Consider the following 23056-nt stretch of genomic DNA (forward strand, 5'->3'; position numbering starts at 1 on the left):
CGATCCCGGCCTACAATCGGCAATCTTAGCGAAGATTACGCGATAGTGCGTTGGATCTCGATGATCTCGAACACTTCGATCATATCGCCAACGCGAACGTCGTTGTAGTTCTTAACGCCGATACCACATTCCATGCCGTTACGGACTTCGTTAACGTCATCTTTGAAGCGGCGCAGGGATTCCAGCTCGCCTTCGTAGATAACCACGTTGTCACGCAGTACGCGGATTGGGTTGTGACGCTTGATGTTACCCTCGGTAACCATACAGCCCGCGATCGCACCGAATTTCGGTGATTTGAACACGTCACGCACTTCAGCCAGACCGATGATCTGCTGTTTCAGTTCCGGAGACAGCATACCGCTCATTGCCGCTTTCACTTCGTCGATCAGGTTATAAATGACGGAGTAGTAACGCAGATCCAGGCTTTCCGCTTCGATCACGCGACGCGCAGAGGCGTCGGCACGCACGTTGAAGCCAACCAGAATCGCGTTGGACGCTGCAGCCAGGGTTGCGTCGGTTTCGGTGATACCACCTACGCCGGAACCGATGATCTTCACCTTCACTTCGTCGGTAGAGAGTTTCAGTAAAGAGTCGGAGATCGCTTCCACAGAACCCTGAACGTCGGCCTTCAGAACCACGTTCACTTCGTGAACTTCGCCTTCGGTCATGTTGGCGAACATGTTCTCGAGTTTAGATTTCTGCTGACGAGCCAGTTTAACTTCACGGAATTTGCCCTGACGGTACAGCGCAACTTCACGCGCTTTCTTCTCGTCACGAACAACGGTCACTTCATCACCGGCAGCCGGAACACCGGACAGACCCAGGATTTCCACAGGAATGGATGGACCTGCTTCCAGCACTTCGCGACCCAGTTCGTCACGCATTGCACGAACACGGCCATATTCGAAGCCACACAGCACGATGTCGCCTTTGTTCAGGGTACCTTCACGTACCAGAACGGTCGCAACCGGGCCACGGCCTTTATCCAGGAAGGATTCGATTACCGCGCCGCTCGCCATACCATTGCGAACCGCTTTCAGCTCCAGAACTTCAGCCTGCAGCAGGATAGCGTTCAGCAGGTCGTCGATACCGGTACCCACTTTTGCAGAAACCGGGATGAACTGAGACTCACCGCCCCACTCTTCCGGCATAACACCGTACTGGGACAGTTCGTTTTTAACGCGATCCATGTCCGCTTCTGGCTTATCGATTTTGTTCACTGCAACAACCAGAGGCACCTGCGCCGCTTTCGCGTGCTGGATAGCTTCGATGGTCTGTGGCATTACGCCATCGTCTGCTGCGACAACCAGAACAACGATATCCGTTGCCTGAGCACCACGTGCACGCATGGAGGTAAACGCGGCGTGGCCCGGGGTATCCAGGAAGGTGATCATCCCGTTATCGGTTTCTACATGGTATGCACCGATGTGCTGGGTAATGCCGCCTGCTTCGCCGGAGGCAACTTTCGTAGAACGAATGTAGTCCAGCAGAGAGGTTTTACCGTGGTCAACGTGACCCATGATGGTCACAACCGGTGCACGCGGCTCAGCTGCTGCGCCAGTGTCACGGTCGCTCATTACCGCTTCTTCCAGCTCGTTTTCACGACGCAGGATAACTTTGTGGCCCATCTCTTCGGCAACCAGCTGTGCGGTTTCCTGGTCGATAACCTGGTTGATGGTCGCCATTGCGCCCAGCTTCATCATCGCTTTGATGACCTGAGAGCCTTTAACCGCCATCTTGTTAGCCAGATCGCCAACGGTGATGGTTTCGCCGATCACAACGTCACGGTTAACAGCCTGCGCTGGCTTCTGGAAGCCCTGCTGCAGAGCGGAACCTTTACGCTTGCCGCCTTTACCACCGCGAACGGCAGCACGTGCTTCTTCACGGTCAGCTTTAGATTCGGCGTGCTTATTGCCTTTTTTGGCTGGACGCGCGGCTTTCGCACTGCGCGTGCGGCCACGACCACCTTCAACTTCACGGTCGTTGTCATCTTCAGCCTGACGCGCGTGCTGGGAGGTGGTGACGTGATAGTCGCTGGTGTCTTCGGACGGTTCAGCGGCATTCACACCGTTTTTCTCGTTCTCTTCTGCCATACGGCGCGCTTCTTCAGCAACGCGACGGGCTTCTTCTTCAAGCTTGCGACGGGCTTCTTCTTCCGCTTTACGCTTCAGCTCGGCTGCTTCATTTTCACGACGGGCTTTTTCTGCCTGGGCGTTTTTGGTCATATCGTCAGTCTGTTGATTGCTCACTTTGTCTTTTTCCGCAGCGTCGCGCTTCGCTTTTTCAGCGGCGTCACGTTTCGCTTTTTCTGCGGCCTCACGTTCAGCTTTTAATACTGCCTCACGTTTGGCGTTTTCTTCTGCCTCACGCTGGGCTTGCTCTTCCGCTTCACGCTGTGCCTGCTCTTCCGCAGCGAGGCGTTCTGCCTCTTGCGGATCACGTTTTACAAAGGTGCGCGTCTTGCGGACTTCGATTTGTACCGATTTACTTTTTCCACCGGTACCTGGAATGTTTAACGTGCTACGCGTTTTGCGCTGCAGCGTTAACTTGTCAGGCGTTGAACCATGTTCACGGTTCAGGTGCGTTAACAAGGTTTGTTTTTCTTGCGCGGTCACCGAGTCATCAGCGGACTTCGGGATCCCTGCATCAGCAAATTGCTGTACCAGGCGATCCACGGAGGTCTGAATCTCAGCAGCCAGCGTTTTTACAGTTACATCAGTCATGCTGTTCCTTCCTGCTACAGTTTATTACGCTTCGTCGCCGAACCAGCAGATATTACGTGCGGCCATGATGAGTTCGCCGGCTTTCTCGTCGGTTAAACCTTCGATATCGGCCAGGTCATCAACGCCTTGCTCAGCGAGATCTTCCAGCGTACAAACACCACGGGCAGCCAGCTTGAACGCGATCGCACGATCAAGACCTTCCAGATTCAGCAGGTCATCAGCCGGCTTGTTATCACCAAGGCTTTCTTCCTGAGCCAGTGCCAGGGTGGTCAGTGCGTTTTTAGCGCGTTCACGCAGGGCTTCAACGGTGGCTTCATCCAGACCGTCAATTTCCAGCAGTTCTTTCATTGGCACATAGGCCAGTTCTTCCAGCGTAGAGAAGCCTTCTTCAACCAGAACGGTGGCGAACTCTTCGTCAATGTCCAGGTGCTTAGTGAAGGTATCAATCGCTGCATGGGCTTCAGCCTGGTGCTTCGCCTGCAGGTCGTCAACGGTCATTACGTTGAGTTCCCAGCCGCTCAGCTGCGACGCCAGACGGACGTTCTGACCGTTACGGCCGATAGCCTGTGCCAGGTTACCGGCTTCAACGGCGATATCCATTGTGTGCTTGTCTTCGTCGACGACGATAGAGGCAACATCAGCCGGGGCCATCGCGTTAATCACGAACTGCGCCGGGTTGTCGTCCCACAGAACGATATCAATACGCTCACCGCCGAGTTCAGTCGAAACGGCCTGAACGCGCGCGCCACGCATACCGACGCAAGCACCGACCGGATCGATACGTTTGTCGTTGGTTTTCACCGCGATTTTCGCACGGGAACCTGGATCGCGGGCAGCCGCTTTGATCTCGATAACTTCTTCGCCGATTTCTGGCACTTCGATGCGGAACAGTTCGACCAGCATCTCAGGCTTAGAACGGGTCACGAACAACTGAGCACCGCGGGCTTCTGGACGCACGGAATAGAGTACGCCGCGAATACGGTCGCCCGGACGGAAGTTTTCGCGTGGCAGCATATCTTCACGCAGGATAACCGCTTCCGCGTTGTTACCCAGATCCAGGGAGATGTTGTCGCGGTTAACTTTCTTCACCACGCCGGTGATGATCTCACCTTCGTGCTCGCGGAACTGGTCAACAACCATCGCACGTTCAGCTTCACGTACTTTCTGTACGATAACCTGTTTCGCGGTCTGTGTGGTGATACGGTCGAAGGTCACGGATTCAATCTGATCTTCAACGTAATCATCAATGTTCAGGCTTTCATCTTCGAAACGCGCCGCTTCGAGGGTGATTTCCTTCGTTGGTTGGGTCACTTCTTCAACGATAAGCCAACGACGGAAAGTATCGAAGTCACCGCTTTTACGATCGATTTCAACGCGGACATCGATCTCTTGTTCATATTTTTTCTTGGTTGCCGTAGCCAGTGCACTTTCCAGCGCTTCGAAAATTTTCTCACGCGGCAGGGCTTTCTCGTTGGAAACGGCTTCAACAACAGCCAAAATTTCTTTGTTCATCGCGGGCTTTTCACCTCAATCCAGACTGTTAAAAGTGGGGAACCAGGTTCGCCTTCTGGATATTACTCAGCGCGAACACTTCATCTTTGCCTTCGACTGTAACCGTGATCATCTCACCATCAACGGCTTTAATAACGCCTTGCCATTTACGGCGGTTCTGTACGGCCATGCGCAGAACGAGAGCCACTTCTTCACCAGTAAAGCGCGTGTAGTGTTCAGCCGTGAACATTGGTCTGTCGAGACCAGGCGAGGAAACTTCCAGGTTGTAGGCAACAGTAATGGGATCTTCAACATCGAGAACCGCACTCACCTGGTGGCTGACATCAGCACAATCATCAACATTGATGCCATCTTCACTATCAATATAGATGCGCAGCGTGGATGTACGACCCCGAACGAATTCGATGCCGACCAGTTCGTAGCCCAGTGCTTCGACCGGTGCTGTAATCATCTCTGTTAATTTTTGCTCTAATGTGGACAAGCCCACCCCCAAGACGTAAAAAAAGGGCATAAAGCCCAGTTATTCTGTAGTCAGATAACAAAAAACCCCGATAAATCGGGGCTTTAGATAACTGAACCCTATAGCCACAACTGTGGCCTGGAGCACTTTCAAAAAGAATTTTTTCAAATCCAGCTACGAAGGCGCTAAGTCTTCACAGTATATTTGAAAAAGGACTTTATAGGAAAGTGGTTGCGGGGGCCGGATTTGAACCGACGACCTTCGGGTTATGAGCCCGACGAGCTACCAGGCTGCTCCACCCCGCGCCTGAAACGTGGCAAATTCTACTCGCTGTGGGTAAAAATTGCAAATAATGCTGGGATTTGGTACCGAGGACGGGACGTAAAATCGGCATACAGTATATTGATAGCGCACCCCCACTGTCAACCCCGTGAACAACAGCGATTAAGACGGGAAATTTTTACAAAAAATCCACGAATCTCTTTCGGTACTTGCCAAAAGATGATTAAATGAAAACTCACTTATTCTGCATAAAAATGCATTTTAGGGTGAAGCGATCACTCATCAGTCAATCAAGCAGGGTTTTATTTTATGACGACGATTCTCAAGCATCTTCCGCAAGGACAACGTATTGGCATCGCTTTTTCCGGCGGTCTGGACACCAGCGCTGCACTGCTTTGGATGCGCCAGAAGGGAGCGGTTCCGTATGCATATACTGCGAACCTGGGTCAGCCGGATGAGGACGATTACGAAGCCATCCCGCGTCGCGCCATGGAGTATGGTGCCGAGAACGCACGCCTGATTGACTGCCGTAAGCAGCTGGTTGCCGAAGGTATCGCTGCTATTCAGTGCGGCGCTTTCCATAACACTACCGGCGGCCTGACCTATTTCAACACCACGCCGCTGGGCCGTGCTGTTACCGGTACGATGCTGGTTGCCGCCATGAAAGAAGATGGCGTCAACATCTGGGGCGACGGCAGTACCTATAAAGGCAACGATATCGAGCGCTTCTATCGTTACGGCCTGCTGACTAACGCCGAGCTGCAGATTTATAAGCCGTGGCTCGATACCGATTTCATCGATGAGCTGGGCGGCCGTCATGAAATGTCTGAATTTATGATCGCCTGCGGTTTCGATTACAAGATGTCGGTCGAGAAAGCCTATTCAACCGACTCCAACATGCTGGGTGCTACCCACGAAGCAAAAGACCTGGAATACCTGAACTCCAGCGTGAAGATCGTTAACCCGATCATGGGCGTGAAGTTCTGGGACGAAAACGTCAAAATCCAGGCAGAAGAAGTAACCGTACGTTTTGAACGCGGCCACCCGGTTGCCCTCAACGGTCAGACCTTCTCTGACGACGTAGAACTGATGCTGGAAGCTAACCGCATTGGTGGCCGTCACGGTCTGGGTATGAGCGATCAGATTGAAAACCGTATCATCGAAGCAAAAAGCCGTGGCATCTATGAAGCCCCGGGGATGGCGCTGCTGCACATCGCTTACGAGCGTCTGCTGACCGGCATTCATAACGAAGACACCATCGAGCAGTATCACTCCCACGGTCGCCAGTTAGGTAAACTGCTGTACCAGGGCCGCTGGTTCGATCCGCAGGCGTTGATGCTGCGTGATGCCCTGCAGCGTTGGGTGGCGAGCGCCATCACCGGTGAAGTGACCTTAGAGCTGCGTCGCGGCAATGACTACTCGATTCTGAATACGGTCTCTGACAACCTGACCTACCAGCCAGAGCGTCTGACCATGGAAAAAGGTGATTCCGTCTTCTCGCCGGACGACCGTATTGGTCAACTGACGATGCGCAATCTGGATATCACCGATACCCGCGCCAAGCTGTTCACCTATACCGAAAATGGCCTGCTCTCCGTCTCTACCGGTAACGGCCTGCCGCAGGTTGAGAATCTGGAAAACAGCGATAAGCAGTAATCACTGTACCGAAATGCAAAAGGCGCCTGAGGGCGCCTTTTTTATTGCCGAATGTCGTGACGTGTAGGGCGGGCAAGCCCGGCGGTGCAACGCTTGCCGGGCCTACGAAAAGACAATGTACAGACGAAAAAAAAGACGTCTTTCGACGTCTTTCTTTCGGAATATTGGTACTGAGGATGGGACTCGAACCCACAAGCCCGTTAGGGCACTACCACCTCAAGGTAGCGTGTCTACCAATTCCACCACCTCAGCACAGATACTACTCTTACTGCGGGATATCGCTGGTCGGCTTAGCCGGTGCAGCTGGCTGAGTCTGCTCAGATTTCGCTGGCGCGCTCAGGTTATCCCACTCGCTTCCTTTGTTGATCTTGTTGCTATTGATATTGCCAAGCGCCAGACTGATGATGAAAAACAGCGTTGCCAGAATCGCCGTTGCGCGGGTCATGAAGTTACCAGAACCACTTGAACCGAACAGCGTACCAGAAGCGCCTGCTCCAAAAGAGGCCCCCATATCAGCGCCTTTACCTTGCTGCAGCATGATCAGCGCTACCAGAGCGATGGCTACAATAAGGAAAACAACTAAAAGAGCTTCGTACATAATCAACCTGTTCCTTGCGGATTTGCCGCATACCAATGCTTCAACCAATAAGCAGGAATTTTGCTTTCCCACTGAAGCGGGTGTGAATACTAACCAAAGCGAATGACCTTCGCAAGGGCAATTTCAGCTCATTGTATCAAGTGCGGAAAAAAACAGCAAAACCGCCACAACTGTACAAAACAAAGGCGGCATAAGCCGCCTTTTTAAACACTTACCAGAGGTTACGCTGCTTTTACCGCATCAGCGATACGATGGGCAAACTCGGTGACCTGTGCTTCGTCTTCCCCTTCCACCATCACACGGATCAGCGGTTCGGTACCCGACTTACGCAGCAGAACACGGCCACGGGAGCCCAACGCCGCCTCCACTTCAGCCATCACCGCTTTCACGTTCTCGTTTTCCAGTGGATCGCCCTTACCTGCCGTAAAGCGAACGTTGACCAGGATCTGCGGGAACATTTTCATCCCACTGCACAGATCGTGCAGAGACATATGGTTACGCACCATCGCTGCCACAACCTGCAGGCTCGCCACGATCCCGTCACCGGTAGTGGTTTTGTCGAGCAGGATCACGTGACCGGAGTTCTCCGCACCGATGCGCCAGCCTTTCTCCTGCAGTTTTTCCAGTACGTAACGGTCGCCAACCTTCGCGCGCACAAACGGAATACCCAACTGCTTAAGCGCCAGCTCCAGGCCCATGTTGCTCATCAGCGTTCCAACGGCGCCACCGCGCAGCTGTCCCTGACGCAGACCTTCACGGGCGATGATATAGAGGATCTGGTCGCCATCGACTTTATTGCCTTCATGGTCAACCATGATGACGCGGTCACCATCACCATCGTAAGCAATCCCGAGATCGGCCTTCTCCGCCAGCACACGCGCCTGCAGAGCGCGAACATCCGTTGCACCTACCTCGGCATTGATATTCAGACCGTTTGGCTCGCAACCGATGGCAACAACCTGCGCGCCCAGTTCGCGGAATACGTTAGGGGCGATGTGGTAGGTTGCACCGTTAGCGCAGTCCACCACAATCTTCAAATGACCCAGGCTGAGTTCGTTCGGGAAGGTGCCTTTGCAAAATTCAATATAGCGACCCGCAGCATCGACGATACGGCTGGCTTTACCCAGCTCAGCGGAGTCAACGCAGGTCAGCTCTTTTTCCATTTCCGCTTCAATCGCTTCTTCAACGTCATCCGGCAGTTTGGTGCCGTCAATGGAGAAGAATTTGATGCCGTTATCGTAGAACGGGTTATGCGAGGCAGAGATCACGATGCCCGCTTCGGCACGGAACGCGCGGGTCAGATAGGCCACTGCGGGGGTGGGCATAGGGCCCGTGAAAGAGGCGGAGAGCCCAGCGGCAGACAGACCCGCTTCCAGTGCGGATTCGAGCATGTAACCGGAAATACGCGTATCTTTACCGATAATGATTTTGCGCGAACCGTGGCTTGCCAGCACCTTGCCAGCCGCCCAGCCTAACTTCAGTACAAACTCAGGAGTGATTGGCGCATCGCCCACGCGTCCACGAATGCCGTCGGTACCAAAAAATTTACGATTACTCATAGCGGGAGTTTTCCTTAGCTGCCAGTGTGGCTTCCACCACTCGCATGGCTTCTGCTGTTTCTTTTACGTCATGGACGCGAATTATATGTGCTCCCTGCATCGCTGCAATCACCGCACAGGCCAGACTGCCACTCAGACGTTCTGACGGCCCAACGTTAAGCAGTTGGCCTATCATTGATTTTCTCGACATTCCGACCAGCAGCGGCAGGCCAAAATGGTGAAACTCTGATAAGCGCGCAAGAAGTTCGTAGTTGTGAGAGAGATTTTTACCGAAACCGAAGCCCGGGTCGAGCAGCAATTTCGCTTTTGCGATACCGGCACGTTCACAGCGCGCAATATGCTCTTCAAAGTAGCGGTTCACGTCCGCAAACACGTCGCTGTATTTCGGCGCATCCTGCATGGTTTTCGGCTGGCCCTGCATATGCATCAGGCATACCGGTAACCCGGTCTCGGCAGCCGCTTCAAGCGCACCGGGCTCGGTGAGGGAGCGAATGTCATTGATAATGTGAGCGCCCACTCTTGCCGATTCGCGAATCACCTCGGGTTTGGAGGTATCAACAGAGATCCAGACTTCGAAACGCTGAGCGATCGCCTCAACGACCGGGATAACGCGCGATAACTCTTCATCAACGCTGACATCCGCAGCCCCGGGTCGCGTTGACTCTCCACCTACGTCGATGATCGTCGCGCCAGCGTTGATCATCAGATTCGCATGCCTGACCGCATCGATAAGCGAGTTATGCGTGCCGCCATCGGAAAAAGAGTCTGGCGTGACGTTCAGGATCCCCATCACATGGGGATGAGAAAGATCGAGATAAGAATCCTGGGCGAAGAGTTTCATAGCAAGTCCCTGATTTTTGGTTAAGCAGACAAGAAAAACCCCGGGGCAAGCCCCAGGGTTTCAGGTTAAGAGAAGATCATTGACAGCGGTGGCTTATTTGTCGCCCAACTGTTCTGACATAGTGTTGCCCGGGTTTGGCGTACGCGGTTCATCGACCGGACGCGGCGCACGTGGCGTACCGTTGTTGTCAGAGTTGTTAGAGGCACCTGGATCTTCCCAGCCCGCAGGCGGACGAACATCACGGCGAGCCATCAGGTCGTCAATCTGCGGCGCATCGATGGTCTCATATTTCATGAGCGCATCTTTCATGGCGTGCAGGATATCCATATTGTCATTCAGGATCTGACGAGCGCGACCGTAGTTACGTTCAATCAGCGCTTTCACTTCCTGGTCGATGATACGGGCTGTTTCATCGGACATATGTTTCGCTTTCGCCACGCTGCGGCCGAGGAACACTTCGCCTTCTTCTTCCGCATAGAGCAGCGGACCAAGTTTGTCGGAGAAGCCCCACTGGGTCACCATGTTACGGGCCAGGTTGGTCGCGACTTTAATGTCGTTAGACGCACCGGTCGAAACATGTTCCACACCGTAGATAATTTCTTCTGCCAGACGACCACCGTAGAGGGTTGAAATCTGGCTTTCCAGTTTCTGGCGGCTGGCACTGATTGCATCGCCTTCCGGCAGGAAGAACGTAACGCCCAGCGCACGGCCACGTGGAATAATGGTTACTTTATGCACCGGATCGTGTTCCGGCACCAGGCGACCAATAATCGCGTGGCCCGCTTCGTGGTAAGCCGTGGACTCTTTCTGCGCTTCCGTCATCACCATGGAGCGACGTTCCGCACCCATCATGATTTTGTCTTTCGCTTTCTCGAACTCCACCATGGAGACCACACGCTTGTTGCCGCGGGCAGCAAACAGTGCAGCTTCGTTCACCAGGTTAGCCAGATCCGCACCGGAGAAGCCTGGCGTACCGCGCGCAATGATTGCCGCATCGATGTCCGGAGAGAGCGGTACGCGACGCATATGCACTTTCAGGATCTGCTCACGACCACGAACGTCTGGCAGACCAACCACAACCTGACGGTCAAAACGACCTGGACGCAGCAGCGCAGGGTCAAGAACGTCCGGACGGTTAGTTGCCGCGATAACGATAATGCCTTCGTTACCTTCAAAGCCATCCATCTCAACCAGCATCTGGTTCAGCGTCTGCTCACGTTCATCGTGACCACCGCCCAGGCCCGCGCCACGCTGGCGGCCTACGGCGTCGATTTCATCGATGAAGATGATGCACGGTGCGGCTTTCTTGGCCTGTTCGAACATGTCACGCACACGAGATGCACCCACACCCACGAACATTTCAACGAAGTCAGAACCGGAAATGGTAAAGAACGGCACCTTCGCTTCACCTGCGATGGCTTTCGCCAGCAGGGTTTTACCGGTACCAGGAGGACCTACCATCAGAACGCCTTTCGGGATCTTACCGCCCAGTTTCTGGAAACGGCTCGGCTCACGCAGGTATTCAACCAGTTCACCCACCTCTTCTTTCGCTTCGTCGCAACCTGCAACGTCAGCAAAAGTGGTTTTGATCTGGTCTTCCGTCAGCATACGCGCCTTGCTCTTGCCGAACGACATGGCGCCTTTGCCACCGCCGCCCTGCATCTGACGCATAAAGAAGATCCAGACGCCGATAAGCAGCAGCATCGGGAACCAGGAAATGAAGATAGAAGCCAGCAGGCTTGGCTCTTCCGGCGGCTCGCCGACAACCTTGACGTTTTTAGTCAGCAGGTTATCAAGCAGCTTAGGATCGTTCACCGGAATGTAAGTCGTGTAACGGTTACTATCTTTCTTGGTAACGTTGATCTCACGTCCGTTGATACGCGCTTCGCGAACCTGATCCTGGTTGACCTCTTGCAGGAAGGTAGAGTAGTCCACCTTACGGCCATTAGACTCGCTGGGCCCAAAGCTCTGGAATACTGACATCAGCACAACGGCAATGACCAGCCAGAGTATTAGGTTTTTCGCCATGTCACTCAAGGGATTAACCTCTTATTACAACTGTGTTAAAAACAGCGTCAGGATACTCTGTATCCGATTTATTTCAAACTTTCGCCTGAAATTCACCGGTTATCATTTTCGCCCGGTCGCTACAATATACACTTCACGTGAACGCGCACGCGAAGAGTCCGGTTTACGAACTTTGACCTTCGTAAACAGGGAGCGAATTTCCTTCAGATACTCCTCGAAACCTTCGCCCTGGAACACCTTTACTAAAAAACTACCACCCGGCGCTAATACATCACGACACATTTCTAACGCCAGTTCTACCAGATACATGGAGCGGGGGATATCCACCGCCGGTGTTCCGCACATATTTGGCGCCATATCGGACATGACAACCTGAACTTTACTGTCACCTACCCGTTCAAGTAACGCTTTCAGTACTAATTCATCACGAAAATCGCCCTGAAGGAAGTCCACACCAACGATAGGATCCATAGGTAAAAGATCGCAGGCGATAATTCGGCCCGTTCCGCCGATTTGCGTTACCGCATATTGCGACCATCCACCGGGCGCTGCACCGAGGTCAACAACTGTCATCCCCGGTTTAAAGAGTTTGTCACTTTGCTGTATTTCATCAAGTTTAAACCAGGCACGGGAACGTAACCCCTTTTTCTGTGCCTGTTGAACATATTTATCGCTAAAGTGTTCCTGGAGCCAGCGGCTCGAGCTAGCAGAACGCTTTTTACCTGTCATTTAACTTTCCGTCCTGGTTCATCGTAGCCTGTGGTGTAAATTTCCACTCAGCAATTTGGCGATATTAGGGAGATGGCGGTAGAATGAACCGTTTTCAATCCCAACGTAAGCAAAAATATACGATGAATCTGAGTACTAAACAAAAACAGCACCTTAAAGGTCTGGCACATCCGCTCAAGCCTGTAGTGATGCTTGGCAACAATGGTTTGACCGAAGGGGTACTGGCCGAGATTGAACAAGCGCTGGAGCACCACGAATTAATCAAGGTGAAAATCGCCTCTGAAGACAGAGACACCAAGACCTTGATCGTGGAAGCAATCGTGCGCGAGACCGGCGCCTGTAATGTACAGGTCATCGGTAAAACGCTGGTGCTCTACCGCCCATCTAAAGAGCGTAAAATCTCGCTGCCACGCTAAGATTATCCTGAATTGAACACATTTACTGTGTAAAACGAGGGGTTTTTCTTTAGCAGGTGAGCAAAATGCCACGCTCCTTGAGTTGATAAAAGGCCGCTATGCGGCCTTTTTCCTATCTTTACAATCTATCAACATCTGTCCGGGGATGCGAATTACAGGTAATCAACCTTGGTAATTTCGAATTCCACTTCGCCGCCTGGCGTACGGATAGTGACAACATCGTCCTGTTCTTTACCCACCAGACCGCGTGCGATTGGCGAGTTTACTGAGATCAGATTCTGCTTAAAATCAGCCTCGTCATCACCCACGATGCGGTAGGAGACCTCTTCGTCCGTATCCAGGTTAATCACGGTGACGGTAGAGCCAAAAATCACGCGTCCGTTATTTGGCATTTTTGTGATATCAATCACCTGCGCATTTGACAGCTTGGCTTCGATATCTTTGATACGCCCTTCGCAGAACCCCTGCTGCTCACGCGCGGCGTGATACTCAGCATTCTCTTTCAGATCGCCATGCTCACGTGCTTCCGCAATGGCGGCGATGATTTCAGGGCGGCGAACAGATTTCAAAAAATCCAGTTCTTCACGCAGTTTTTCAGCACCACGTAAGGTCATCGGAATAGCTTGCATTTGTTATACCTCTTTGACATTCCTGTTAGGTACGGTTAACCGACCCGACTACTGGCCCCGCAGGCATCACAGCCTGGCACAGGTCAGAAGCAAAAGAAAACTGACCCGGAAACAATGTTCCAGGTCAGCAGCAATTTTTCAGTTTGATACGTATTTTAACGCGAAGTTCAGTATGGGTCATCGTTTACTTTACAGGGCGTTGGGCCGTAGTATGACGGTTTGTTTCCGGGTTGTTAGCGCGAGATTATGCGATTTTCCAGATTTATCATCGGATTGACCACCACTATTGCGTTCACTGTCCAGGCAGCGAACGTTGACGAGTACATTAATCAGCTGCCCGATGGCGCCAATCTTGCCCTGGTCGTGCAAAAGGTGGGGGCTCAGGCGCCTGAGATTGATTATCACAGCCAGCAGATGGCTCTGCCTGCCAGTACCCAAAAGGTGATCACGGCGCTGGCCGCCCTGCTGCAGCTTGGGCCTGACTTTCGTTTTACGACCACGCTTGAAAGCAAAGGCAACGTTGAGAACGGCGTGCTGAAAGGCGATCTTATTGCCCGTTTTGGCGGCGATCCGACATTTAAGCGTCAGGATATCCGCAACATGGTCGCCGTGCTAAAGAAGTCTGGTGTACAGCGCATTGAAGGCAATGTGCTTATCGATACATCCATTTTTGCCAGCCATGATAAAGCCCCCGGCTGGCCGTGGAATGACATGACCCAGTGCTTTAGCGCCCCGCCTGCGGCCGCGATCGTCGATCGCAACTGCTTCTCCATTTCGTTATACAGCGCCCCCAAACCGAACGATTTAGCCTTCATTCGGGTGGCCTCTTACTATCCGGTCAACATGTTCAGCCAGGTGCGTACCCTGGCGAAAGGTTCCCCGGAAGCGCAGTACTGCGAACTGGATGTCGTCCCGGGCGATTTGAACCGCTTTACCCTGACCGGCTGCCTGACGCAGCGGGCCGATCCGCTGCCGCTGGCCTTCGCCATTCAGGATGGCGCAAGCTATGCCGGGGCGATCCTCAAGAATGAACTGAAGCAGGCCAACATCACTTACAGCGGTACCCTGCTGCGTCAGACGCAGAGCAACGAGCCCGGCACCGTGATTGCCAGTAAGCAGTCGGCGCCGCTGCACGATCTGCTGAAGATCATGCTGAAAAAATCGGACAACATGATCGCCGATACCGTATTTCGCATGATTGGGCATGCCCGCTTTGGCGTACCTGGCACCTGGCGTGCCGGTTCAGATGCGGTTCGTCAGATCCTCCGCCAGCAGGCTGGCATCGATCTTGGCAATACCATCGCGGTCGATGGTTCAGGTCTGTCGCGCCATAACCTGATCTCTCCTGCCACCATGATGCAGGTCCTTCAGTACATTGCTCAGCACGACACTGAACTAAACTTTATCTCAATGCTGCCGCTCGCCGGTTATGACGGCTCCCTGCAGTACCGTGCGGGCCTGCATGCCGCGGGCGTCGATGGCAAAGTCTCCGCCAAAACGGGCTCCCTGCAGGGGGTGTATAACCTTGCCGGATTTATCACCACCGCCAGCGGACAGCGGATGGCATTTGTGCAGTATCTTTCTGGCTACGCGGTGGAACCTGCCGACCAACGTAACCGTCGTATCCCGCTGGTGCGCTTTGAAAGCCGGCTTTACAAGGACATTTATCAGAACAACTAGCGATGAAATTACTCATTGTTGAAGACGATCTGCTGTTGCAGGAAGGACTGGCGCTGGCGCTCTCGGCTGAAGGCTACACGCTTGATTGCGCGGGTACCGCCGCCGAAGCTGATGGCCTTATCCAGAGCGGCGAATACAGTCTGGTGATCCTCGATCTTGGCCTGCCGGATAAAGACGGCGCCACCCTGCTAAGCCAGTGGCGCCGACGGGGTATCGATAACCCTGTGCTGATCCTGACCGCCCGCGACGCGCTGGAAGACCGGATAAACGGCCTGGACTCCGGCGCCGATGACTATCTGGTCAAGCCCTTTGCGCTGGCGGAACTCCAGGCGCGCGCCAGAGCGTTGATCCGGCGCTATCAGGGGCACAGCGATAACCTGCTCAGCGATGGCGATCTGACGTTAAATCTGCAAACCCAGCAGGTGTTACAGCAGTCCCAGCCGGTCGAAGTCACCCCTAAAGAGTTCGCCCTGTTAACCCGGCTGATTATGCGCACCGGACAGACCGTCCACCGGGAAACCTTACAGCAGGATATTTACTCCTGGCAGGACGACCCCGGCTCTAATACGCTGGAAGTGCATATTCATAACCTGCGACGCAAGCTGGGCAAAGACCGGATCAAAACGGTACGCGGCGTGGGATATCGCCTTGAGAGTCAAAAATGAACAGCATGCGCCGTCGTCTGATGGTGCTGTTGGCAGTCATTCTGCTTTTCTTTCAACTGATCAGCGTCATCTGGCTCTGGCATGAGAGCCGGGAGCAAATCAGCTTTCTGGTGAGCGAGACGCTGTCGGCAAAATCCCGCAACCAGCATGTCGAGAAAGAGATCCGGGAGGCGATCGCCTCGTTGCTGGTCCCTTCGCTGGTGATGGTCGGGTTTACCCTGCTTTTCTCTTTCTGGGCCGTCAGCTGGATCACCCGTCCGCTGAATCAGTTACGTACCAGCCTGGCGAACCGTTCTGCCGATAATCTTACGCCGCTGCCGATGTACTCCGATATGGAGGAAATTGGCGCCGTCACCACCTCGCTGAATCAGCTGCTCGCCCGACTGGATCAAACCATTCAGCAGGAGCGCCTGTTCACCGCTGATGCCGCGCATGAGCTGCGTACGCCCCTGGCGGGTATTCGCCTGCATCTGGAGCTGATGGCGCAGTCAGGCTCGCCCCAGGCGACGACGCTGATTGCCCGAATCGATCAACTGATGCATACCGTAGAGCAACTGCTAATGCTGGCCCGGGCGGGGCAAGCTATGGCCAGCGGCCACTATGATACGGTTAACTGGAGCGAAGCCATTATTGCGCCGCTGGCGCTGGAGAATGAGGCGAAAAATCACACCCTGGTCTGGCCGCAGGCGAGCCCACAGAACGTACAGGGCGATGCAATCCTGTTACGGCTGATGTTACGTAATTTGCTGGAAAACGCGGTGCGTTACAGCCCGGCGGGAACCACTATTGAAGTCGCCATGCAGGAGGTCGACGGCGGTACGCAGGTGAGCGTCAGCGATCAGGGGCCTGGCATAGATGAAGCCCATCGCCAGTCGATTACCGAGCCGTTTCGCCGCATCGATCAACGCTATGGCGGTAGCGGGCTGGGGCTGAGCATCGTTCAGCGTATTGTACAGCTGCATCGCGGCAAGCTGACGCTGGAAAATCGCCCCGAAGGCGGCTTGATAGTCACCTGCTGGCTGCCTGAAACACTGAACTAAAAAGCCCCCTTGATAGGGGGCTCTTGATGGTTTTAACGCTTATAGATGAATTCGACGCCTTCTTCGTCATCTTCATCCCAGTCGTCATCCCACTCTTCGTCGTCTTCTTCCGCCTGCTCTTCAAGCTGCTGACGGTGGTAGTCATCCCACATGAATTCGACTTTCTCAGGCTGTTTCGCTTCTTCTGCCTGCGTTACCGGGTTCTCGATGATGAAGGTCATCACATCCCAGCACAGCTCTTTCACGCCCATCTGGCTTGCGGCGGAGATGAGATAGTACTTGTCTTCCCAGCCCATCGCTTCGGCAATGGCTTTCGCCTTCGCTTCGGCTTCCGCTTTATCCATCAGGTCGATCTTGTTAAAGACCAGCCAGCGCGGCTTGGCAGCCAGTTTGTCGCTGTATTTTTCCAGCTCGCCGATAATGATACGGGCGTTTTCCACCGGATCGGAACCGTCGATTGGATCGATATCGATGAGGTGCAGCAGAACGCGGCAACGCTCAAGGTGCTTCAGGAAGCGAATACCTAAGCCCGCCCCTTCGGCAGCGCCTTCGATCAGGCCCGGGATATCGGCCACGACGAAGCTCTTCTCGTTGTCCATACGCACTACGCCGAGGCTTGGTACCAGGGTCGTAAACGGATAGTCGGCCACTTTTGGTTTGGCCGCAGAGACAGCACGGATAAAGGTGGATTTACCTGCGTTTGGCATCCCCAGCATGCCCACGTCCGCCAGCAGCATCAGTTCCAGCTGCAGATCGCGCTTATCACCCGGGGTACCCATCGTCTTCTGACGCGGCGTACGGTTAACGGAGGATTTGAAACGGGTATTACCCAGACCGTGCCAGCCGCCCTTTGCGACCATCAGGCGCTGACCATGTTTGGTCATATCACCCATGGTTTCGCCCGTGCCCTGATCGATAACACGCGTTCCGACAGGGACTTTAACCGTGACATCTTTCCCGCGTTTACCGGTACAGTCACGGCTCTGGCCATTCTGACCGCGCTCAGCACGGAATGATTTTTCGAAACGGTAGTCGATCAGGGTGTTGAGGTTTTCATCCGCCTCTAACCACACGTCACCGCCGTCGCCGCCGTCGCCGCCATCAGGACCGCCACGGGGAATGTATTTTTCGCGGCGGAAGCTTACGCAACCATTACCGCCATCACCTGCCACGACCAGGATCGTTGCTTCATCAACAAACTTCATTTTACTCTCCGTAAATCATTCGCCTGAGCGGGGGCCGCTTCATTTTTGCGCCAACGTCCCCAAAGACGATGACCAATGGCGGAATACATCGCGCCCGCAACCACGACAAACGCACCGAGATAAGCCAACAGGTTTAACATCGGTTTGACGAAGAAATCGGGCCAGGCCATTGATAATAAATCTGAAAATAACAGTGTAAACAGTGGCGTCAGCGTAATCAGCGCACTTACCTGCGCTGCCTGCCAGCGCGCCATCGCTTCTGCCAGCGCGCCATAACCCACTAATGTGTTCAGACCACAAAAGATCAGACACGCCAGCTGCCAGTCGCTTAACTGGGAGATGACTCCCGGCTTCGCCAGCGGCAACAGGGCAATAGTACATAAAGTGTACAGCAAAAACAGAATCTGCTGTGACGCCAGACGGCGTAATAACACCTTTTGCGCGACGCCATAACTCACCCATACCGCCGCCGCGCCCACCCCGAAAATTACACCCCAGGTGTAATCCGTCAGGCGGGTAAAAATCTCTATCAGACTGGTATTGAAGAACAACACCAGACCGCAAAGCAGCATCAGTGCCCCGATAATCTGCGTGCCGCGCATCTTCTCTTTCAGAATAAAGACGCTGGCAACCATCATGCCTACCGGCGAGAGCTGGCCAATAACCTGCGAGGCCGTAGGACTGAGGTATTGCAGGGAAGAACTGAACAGAATGAAGTTACCGAACAGACCACCTGTCGCAATCGCCAGCAGTACCAGCCAGCGCGGTTTGCGAAAGATACGCAGCGGAGGAAGCTTACCCTTTATCGCAAGGATAATACCTAATCCAATACCGGCCATCAGGAAGCGGTAGAAGACCACCGTTGGCGGCTCCATCACTTCCAGTACCTGCTTCATTGCAATTGGCAGCGCACCCCAGCACATTGCGGTAGTGAGCGCCAAAAGAATACCAATGCCGGCCTGCTGCTTCATGCCCGTTTTCCCTACCGAAAAAATTACCGGGTTTCCAATGTAAAAAGCCCCGCAACACGTTGCGGGGCTTTAATCCGTTACCGGACCGAGAAAACCTTACTCAGCAACAATGCTGATGTATTTACGGTTGTTCGGGCCTTTAACTTCAAATTTCACTTTACCGTCTGCTTTAGCAAACAGAGTGTGGTCACGACCGCAACCTACGTTGTTACCAGCGTGGAATTTAGTACCACGCTGACGAACGATGATGCTACCCGCCAGAACGGTTTCGCCACCGAAACGCTTAACGCCGAGGCGTTTAGCTTCTGAATCGCGACCGTTACGTGTGGAGCCGCCAGCCTTTTTATGTGCCATTTAAATCTCTCCTCAGGTCTTAGGCGCTGATGCCAGTAATTTTCACATCAGTGAACCACTGACGGTGGCCCTGCTGCTTACGGTAGTGTTTACGACGACGAAACTTAACGATTTTAACTTTCTCGCCACGACCATGAGCAACAACTTCAGCTTTGATAACGCCGCCATCAACGAAAGGAACGCCGATTTTGACTTCTTCACCGTTTGCGATCATCAGAACTTCAGCGAATTCAATAGATTCGCCAGTTGCGATGTCCAGCTTTTCCAGGCGAACGGTCTGACCTTCGCTTACTCGGTGTTGTTTACCACCACTTTGGAAAACCGCGTACATATAAACTCCGCTTCCGCGCACATCCTCGTGTGATTCAGAGTGCGCTATAAATATTCACAATAGGGCGCGAATATTACGCAAAACGCGAGCCTTTGACAAGTGCTACAGTCAATACATGAAGAAAAAAAACACAACACGTACGGTAACGTTTATCTGCCGCGTTTTTTCAGTACAATCAGCGCTACTATTGATAAACCGAACCCTTCGTTAGCCCATTTGATATGTGGTAAACAGGACTTAAAGCCCGGCTTTTGCGATGAATTTAGAAAAAATCAATGAGTTAACCGCGCAAGATATGGCGGGTGTGAATGCAGCGATCCTGGAGCAGCTCGATTCTGACGTTCAACTAATCAATCAGTTGGGTTATTACATCGTCAGCGGCGGGGGTAAACGCATCCGTCCAATGATCGCTGTGCTGGCCGCCCGAGCGGTCGGCTATCAGGAGAACGCGCACGTAACGATCGCAGCGCTGATCGAATTTATCCATACCGCCACGCTGCTGCATGATGACGTTGTCGATGAGTCCGACATGCGTCGTGGCAAAGCCACCGCCAACGCCGCGTTTGGTAATGCTGCCAGCGTGCTGGTAGGCGATTTTATCTATACGCGCGCCTTCCAGATGATGACCAGCCTGGGATCGCTGAAGATCCTGGAAGTGATGTCCAAAGCGGTGAACGTCATTGCAGAAGGCGAAGTTCTGCAGCTGATGAACGTCAACGACCCGGACATCACTGAAGAGAACTACATGCGGGTGATCTACAGCAAAACCGCTCGTCTGTTCGAAGCCGCTGCGCAGTGCTCCGGTATTCTGGCCGGCTGTACTGACGAGCAGGAGCGTGGGCTGCAGGATTACGGGCGCTACCTTGGCACCGCCTTCCAGCTGATCGACGATCTGCTCGACTACAGCGCCGATGGCGAAACGCTCGGCAAGAACGTCGGTGATGACCTTAATGAAGGCAAACCGACGCTGCCGCTGCTGCATGCTATGCGTCACGGCACCCCTGAACAGGCTAAGCTTATTCGCGAAGCGATTGAGCAAGGAAACGGTCGACATCTTCTGGAACCTGTACTGGAAGCAATGGCAACCTGTGGTTCCCTGGAATGGACGCGCCAGCGTGCTGAGGAAGAAGCGGATAAAGCCATTGCCGCACTTCAGGTCATCCCTGACAGCCCATGGCGAGACGCCCTGATCGGCCTCGCGCATATTGCTGTTCAGCGCGATCGATAACCCCCGATGAACTCTCTTTTATGTAAAAAGAGAGTTCTAGTAAGTTCCAATTTTTATCCATGAAATTGTTAAATAATCCCCTTACAGGCCGCATGATTAAAGCCCTGGTAAAATCCGAATATTGCCTCCTGTAATGCGAACTTTTTAGAACCGATGTTTGAAGAAGGTATAGTAACACTGTCATTTAAGAGGAAATGACGTACACGTACCCGAACAGAGGGATAGCTGAATGGATAAGAAATTTACCGACTGGCACTCGGCCGATATCATCGCCGCGCTGCGCAAAAAGGGAACATCACTTGCTGCAGAATCCCGCCGTAATGGCCTGAGTTCATCCACCCTTGCAAATGCGCTAACGCGCCCCTGGCCAAAGGGAGAATTGATCATTGCTACAGCGCTCGGCACCGACCCTTGGGTTATCTGGCCATCACGCTACCACGACCCCATCACTCACGAGTTTGTCGACAGAACGCGCATGATGCGCCATAAGAAACAAGAAAAAGAGCGCCAGGAATGACGCTCTTGTAAACGGGAATAGCAACCCCCCGGTCATTTTGGCAGGGGGCTGCCGGAACGATTACTCGCCTTTTACACGCTCAATATTTGCACCCAGCGCGCGCAGTTTATCTTCAATGCGTTCATAGCCGCGATCGATGTGATAAATACGATCCACCAGCGTCGTCCCTTCCGCAATACAACCTGCCAGCACCAGGCTCGCAGAAGCACGCAGATCGGTTGCCATCACCTGAGCACCAGACAGTTTTTCCACGCCATGACAGATCACGGTGTTACTTTCGATCTCAGCGTGTGCGCCCATACGGATCAGTTCCGGTACATGCATAAAACGGTTTTCAAAGATCGTTTCAGTGATCACACCCGTCCCTTCCGCCACCAGGTTCAGCAGAGTAAACTGGGCCTGCATATCGGTCGGGAATGCCGGATGCGGAGAGGTACGTACGTTAACGGCTTTCGGACGTTTACCGTGCATATCCAGGCTGATCCAGTCTTCGCCGGTTTCAACATCGGCACCGGCTTCGCGGAGTTTTGCCAGTACCGCATCCAGCGTATCAGGCTGGGCGTTGCGGCAGACGATCTTACCGCCGGAGATGGCTGCGGCGACCAGGAAGGTCCCGGTTTCGATACGGTCAGGCAGGACGCGATATACGCCGCCACCCAGACGCTCAACGCCTTCAATGGTAATACGGTCGGTGCCTTGACCGGTGATCTTCGCGCCCAGCGTATTCAGGAAGTTCGCAGTATCCACAATCTCCGGCTCGCGCGCGGCGTTCTCGATGATGGTGGTGCCTTCGGCCAGCGTCGCTGCGGACATGATGGTGACGGTAGCGCCAACGCTTACTTTGTCCATCACGATGTGGGCGCCTTTCAGACGGCCATTCACGGAGGCCTTTACGTAGCCCTCTTCCAGCTTAATTTCTGCGCCCAGCTTCTCAAGGCCAAAAATGTGCAGGTCCACCGGACGCGCGCCAATGGCGCAACCGCCCGGCAGAGAGACCTGGCCCTGTCCAAAACGGGCCACCAGCGGACCCAGCGCCCAGATGGATGCGCGCATGGTCTTCACCAGATCGTAAGGGGCGGAAAAGTTATTCACGTTGCTGGCATCGATCCATACGGATCCGTTACGCTCAACCTTGGTACCCAACTGGCCGAGCAGTTTCATGGTGGTATCAATGTCTTTCAGCTTTGGTACGTTCTGGATCTCTACCGGCTCTTCCGCAAGCAGTGCGGCGAAGAGGATCGGCAGCGCGGCATTTTTAGCGCCGGAAATTGTGACTTCGCCCTGGAGACGCGTCGGCCCCTGAACACGAAATTTGTCCATGTAATTACTCTCTGTATGAATTCAACCGTGCTGCGGGCAAATCACCCTCAGCTCAAAAACCGTTTAGTTTGCGATCGCGTGCCCACTCTGTAGGGGTAAACGCCTTAATCGACAGGGCATGGATACGATTATCCGCGATATATTCCATCAGCGGCGCATAGACAGCCTGCTGCTTCTTCACGCGGCTCATGCCGTCAAAAATCTCACCCACAGCAATAACCTGAAAGTGGCTGCCGTCGCCGGAGACGTGGACTTCCTGAAGGGCGAGTGCGTTCATCAGCACTGTCTGGATTTCATGATTTTCCATGGGTT

The 23056-nt window shown here is 53.7% G+C and carries 22 protein-coding genes and 2 tRNA genes; 7 read left to right on the forward strand and 17 right to left on the reverse strand.

What is annotated here, in order from left to right; genetic code table 11:
* Nucleotides 1–35: 35 nt before the first annotated feature.
* The 4 genes from infB to GNG26_RS19380 form a co-directional block, all read right to left on the reverse strand.
* Nucleotides 36–2723, reverse strand: coding sequence for a translation initiation factor IF-2 (infB, locus tag GNG26_RS19365; RefSeq protein ID WP_103824918.1), 2688 nt, complete (start codon nt 2721–2723; stop codon nt 36–38).
* A 24-nt stretch (nt 2724–2747) separates the two neighbouring features.
* Entirely contained in the window at nt 2748–4235 is a 1488-nt protein-coding gene (nusA, locus tag GNG26_RS19370; protein WP_103824919.1) for a transcription termination factor NusA, read from the reverse strand.
* 28 nt (nt 4236–4263) lie between these two features.
* On the reverse strand, nt 4264–4716 hold the full coding sequence (gene rimP, locus GNG26_RS19375) for a ribosome maturation factor RimP (RefSeq protein WP_139156304.1): 453 nt from the start codon (nt 4714–4716) through the stop codon (nt 4264–4266).
* A gap of 207 nt (nt 4717–4923) precedes the next feature.
* Nucleotides 4924–5000 (reverse strand) — tRNA-Met (locus tag GNG26_RS19380).
* Between the two features lie 286 nt (nt 5001–5286).
* Between GNG26_RS19380 and argG the strand changes: the two genes are divergently transcribed.
* Nucleotides 5287–6633, forward strand: coding sequence for an argininosuccinate synthase (argG, locus tag GNG26_RS19385; protein ID WP_114316586.1), 1347 nt, complete (start codon nt 5287–5289; stop codon nt 6631–6633).
* Between the two features lie 165 nt (nt 6634–6798).
* On the opposite strand, the gene GNG26_RS19390 is transcribed toward argG, so the two are convergent.
* The 6 genes from GNG26_RS19390 to rlmE all read right to left on the reverse strand — a co-directional run bounded on the left by GNG26_RS19390 (nt 6799) and on the right by rlmE (nt 12388).
* A tRNA-Leu gene (locus tag GNG26_RS19390) sits at nt 6799–6885 on the reverse strand.
* 13 nt (nt 6886–6898) lie between these two features.
* Nucleotides 6899–7231 carry a preprotein translocase subunit SecG gene (gene secG, locus GNG26_RS19395; RefSeq protein ID WP_039031650.1) on the reverse strand — a complete coding sequence of 111 codons (333 nt, stop codon included), beginning with the start codon at nt 7229–7231 and terminating at the stop codon, nt 6899–6901.
* Nucleotides 7232–7452: 221 nt separating this feature from the next.
* Nucleotides 7453–8790 carry a phosphoglucosamine mutase gene (glmM, locus tag GNG26_RS19400; protein WP_114385673.1) on the reverse strand — a complete coding sequence of 446 codons (1338 nt, stop codon included), beginning with the start codon at nt 8788–8790 and terminating at the stop codon, nt 7453–7455.
* Complete coding sequence (gene folP, locus GNG26_RS19405) at nt 8783–9631, reverse strand: dihydropteroate synthase (protein WP_103824923.1); 849 nt, start codon at nt 9629–9631, stop codon at nt 8783–8785. The genes glmM and folP overlap by 8 nt, the downstream gene beginning before the upstream one ends.
* Nucleotides 9632–9724: 93 nt before the next feature.
* Complete coding sequence (gene ftsH, locus GNG26_RS19410; RefSeq protein ID WP_039031647.1) at nt 9725–11659, reverse strand: ATP-dependent zinc metalloprotease FtsH; 1935 nt, start codon at nt 11657–11659, stop codon at nt 9725–9727.
* A 102-nt stretch (nt 11660–11761) separates the two neighbouring features.
* Entirely contained in the window at nt 11762–12388 is a 627-nt protein-coding gene (gene rlmE / locus GNG26_RS19415) for a 23S rRNA (uridine(2552)-2'-O)-methyltransferase RlmE (RefSeq protein WP_103177173.1), read from the reverse strand.
* Between the two features lie 122 nt (nt 12389–12510).
* Here rlmE and yhbY point away from each other — a divergent pair, with 122 nt between their 5' ends.
* On the forward strand, nt 12511–12804 hold the full coding sequence (yhbY, locus tag GNG26_RS19420) for a ribosome assembly RNA-binding protein YhbY (RefSeq protein WP_032614629.1): 294 nt from the start codon (nt 12511–12513) through the stop codon (nt 12802–12804).
* 152 nt (nt 12805–12956) lie between these two features.
* Here the strand turns inward: yhbY and greA are convergent, their stop codons facing one another.
* Nucleotides 12957–13433, reverse strand: a complete 477-nt coding sequence (gene greA / locus GNG26_RS19425) for a transcription elongation factor GreA (RefSeq protein ID WP_103177174.1) — start codon at nt 13431–13433, stop codon at nt 12957–12959.
* A 246-nt stretch (nt 13434–13679) separates the two neighbouring features.
* On the opposite strand from greA, the gene dacB reads away from it, so the two are divergent.
* The 3 genes from dacB to pmrB are packed head-to-tail and all read left to right on the forward strand — an operon-like array spanning nt 13680 to nt 16818.
* Nucleotides 13680–15113, forward strand: a complete 1434-nt coding sequence (gene dacB / locus GNG26_RS19430; protein WP_103824925.1) for a serine-type D-Ala-D-Ala carboxypeptidase — start codon at nt 13680–13682, stop codon at nt 15111–15113.
* Nucleotides 15114–15115: 2 nt separating this feature from the next.
* Complete coding sequence (pmrA, locus tag GNG26_RS19435; RefSeq protein ID WP_103177176.1) at nt 15116–15778, forward strand: two-component system response regulator PmrA; 663 nt, start codon at nt 15116–15118, stop codon at nt 15776–15778.
* The gene (gene pmrB / locus GNG26_RS19440; protein WP_103824926.1) at nt 15775–16818 is read left to right on the forward strand and encodes a two-component system sensor histidine kinase PmrB; all 1044 of its coding nucleotides are present in this window, start codon (nt 15775–15777) and stop codon (nt 16816–16818) included. Before pmrA ends, pmrB begins: the two co-directional genes overlap by 4 nt.
* Before the next feature lie 32 nt (nt 16819–16850).
* On the opposite strand, the gene cgtA is transcribed toward pmrB, so the two are convergent.
* The 4 genes from cgtA to rplU all read right to left on the reverse strand — a co-directional run bounded on the left by cgtA (nt 16851) and on the right by rplU (nt 19679).
* The gene (cgtA, locus tag GNG26_RS19445; protein WP_103824927.1) at nt 16851–18023 is read right to left on the reverse strand and encodes an Obg family GTPase CgtA; all 1173 of its coding nucleotides are present in this window, start codon (nt 18021–18023) and stop codon (nt 16851–16853) included.
* Entirely contained in the window at nt 18020–18994 is a 975-nt protein-coding gene (locus tag GNG26_RS19450) for a DMT family transporter (protein WP_103824928.1), read from the reverse strand. Before GNG26_RS19450 ends, cgtA begins: the two co-directional genes overlap by 4 nt.
* 96 nt (nt 18995–19090) lie before the next feature.
* Entirely contained in the window at nt 19091–19348 is a 258-nt protein-coding gene (gene rpmA, locus GNG26_RS19455; RefSeq protein WP_007673187.1) for a 50S ribosomal protein L27, read from the reverse strand.
* Nucleotides 19349–19367: 19 nt separating this feature from the next.
* The gene (rplU, locus tag GNG26_RS19460; protein WP_042325074.1) at nt 19368–19679 is read right to left on the reverse strand and encodes a 50S ribosomal protein L21; all 312 of its coding nucleotides are present in this window, start codon (nt 19677–19679) and stop codon (nt 19368–19370) included.
* Nucleotides 19680–19935: 256 nt separating this feature from the next.
* On the opposite strand from rplU, the gene ispB reads away from it, so the two are divergent.
* Together ispB and sfsB are read left to right on the forward strand one after the other, a co-directional pair.
* A complete protein-coding gene (gene ispB, locus GNG26_RS19465) occupies nt 19936–20907 on the forward strand; it encodes an octaprenyl diphosphate synthase (protein WP_103824929.1) in 972 nt (323 codons plus the stop codon).
* A 229-nt stretch (nt 20908–21136) separates the two neighbouring features.
* A complete protein-coding gene (gene sfsB, locus GNG26_RS19470) occupies nt 21137–21424 on the forward strand; it encodes a DNA-binding transcriptional regulator SfsB (protein ID WP_103824930.1) in 288 nt (95 codons plus the stop codon).
* 60 nt (nt 21425–21484) lie between these two features.
* On the opposite strand, the gene murA is transcribed toward sfsB, so the two are convergent.
* Together murA and ibaG are read right to left on the reverse strand one after the other, a co-directional pair.
* Nucleotides 21485–22744, reverse strand: coding sequence for a UDP-N-acetylglucosamine 1-carboxyvinyltransferase (gene murA, locus GNG26_RS19475; RefSeq protein ID WP_103824931.1), 1260 nt, complete (start codon nt 22742–22744; stop codon nt 21485–21487).
* 52 nt (nt 22745–22796) lie between these two features.
* Nucleotides 22797–23051, reverse strand: a complete 255-nt coding sequence (ibaG, locus tag GNG26_RS19480) for a BolA family iron metabolism protein IbaG (protein ID WP_103177182.1) — start codon at nt 23049–23051, stop codon at nt 22797–22799.
* Nucleotides 23052–23056: the final 5 nt, after the last annotated feature.

It is taken from the genome of Leclercia sp. J807 (assembly GCF_009734465.1).
Lineage (GTDB): Bacteria > Pseudomonadota > Gammaproteobacteria > Enterobacterales > Enterobacteriaceae > Enterobacter.

Excerpts from the sequence above, each read along its gene's own strand:
- yhbY (WP_032614629.1), top strand. The coding sequence starts at position 12,511 with ATGAATCTGAGTACTAAACAAAAACAGCACCTTAAAGGTCTGGCACAT.
- argG (WP_114316586.1), top strand. The coding sequence starts at position 5,287 with ATGACGACGATTCTCAAGCATCTTCCGCAAGGACAACGTATTGGCATC.
- rpmA (WP_007673187.1), bottom strand. The coding sequence starts at position 19,348 with ATGGCACATAAAAAGGCTGGCGGCTCCACACGTAACGGTCGCGATTCA.
- cgtA (WP_103824927.1), bottom strand. The coding sequence starts at position 18,023 with ATGAAGTTTGTTGATGAAGCAACGATCCTGGTCGTGGCAGGTGATGGC.
- greA (WP_103177174.1), bottom strand. The coding sequence starts at position 13,433 with ATGCAAGCTATTCCGATGACCTTACGTGGTGCTGAAAAACTGCGTGAA.
- pmrB (WP_103824926.1), top strand. The coding sequence starts at position 15,775 with ATGAACAGCATGCGCCGTCGTCTGATGGTGCTGTTGGCAGTCATTCTG.
- ftsH (WP_039031647.1), bottom strand. The coding sequence starts at position 11,659 with ATGGCGAAAAACCTAATACTCTGGCTGGTCATTGCCGTTGTGCTGATG.
- rlmE (WP_103177173.1), bottom strand. The coding sequence starts at position 12,388 with ATGACAGGTAAAAAGCGTTCTGCTAGCTCGAGCCGCTGGCTCCAGGAA.
- secG (WP_039031650.1), bottom strand. The coding sequence starts at position 7,231 with ATGTACGAAGCTCTTTTAGTTGTTTTCCTTATTGTAGCCATCGCTCTG.
- GNG26_RS19450 (WP_103824928.1), bottom strand. The coding sequence starts at position 18,994 with ATGAAGCAGCAGGCCGGCATTGGTATTCTTTTGGCGCTCACTACCGCA.
- folP (WP_103824923.1), bottom strand. The coding sequence starts at position 9,631 with ATGAAACTCTTCGCCCAGGATTCTTATCTCGATCTTTCTCATCCCCAT.
- ibaG (WP_103177182.1), bottom strand. The coding sequence starts at position 23,051 with ATGGAAAATCATGAAATCCAGACAGTGCTGATGAACGCACTCGCCCTT.
- pmrA (WP_103177176.1), top strand. The coding sequence starts at position 15,116 with ATGAAATTACTCATTGTTGAAGACGATCTGCTGTTGCAGGAAGGACTG.
- rplU (WP_042325074.1), bottom strand. The coding sequence starts at position 19,679 with ATGTACGCGGTTTTCCAAAGTGGTGGTAAACAACACCGAGTAAGCGAA.
- ispB (WP_103824929.1), top strand. The coding sequence starts at position 19,936 with ATGAATTTAGAAAAAATCAATGAGTTAACCGCGCAAGATATGGCGGGT.
- nusA (WP_103824919.1), bottom strand. The coding sequence starts at position 4,235 with ATGAACAAAGAAATTTTGGCTGTTGTTGAAGCCGTTTCCAACGAGAAA.
- murA (WP_103824931.1), bottom strand. The coding sequence starts at position 22,744 with ATGGACAAATTTCGTGTTCAGGGGCCGACGCGTCTCCAGGGCGAAGTC.
- sfsB (WP_103824930.1), top strand. The coding sequence starts at position 21,137 with ATGGATAAGAAATTTACCGACTGGCACTCGGCCGATATCATCGCCGCG.
- glmM (WP_114385673.1), bottom strand. The coding sequence starts at position 8,790 with ATGAGTAATCGTAAATTTTTTGGTACCGACGGCATTCGTGGACGCGTG.
- dacB (WP_103824925.1), top strand. The coding sequence starts at position 13,680 with ATGCGATTTTCCAGATTTATCATCGGATTGACCACCACTATTGCGTTC.
- infB (WP_103824918.1), bottom strand. The coding sequence starts at position 2,723 with ATGACTGATGTAACTGTAAAAACGCTGGCTGCTGAGATTCAGACCTCC.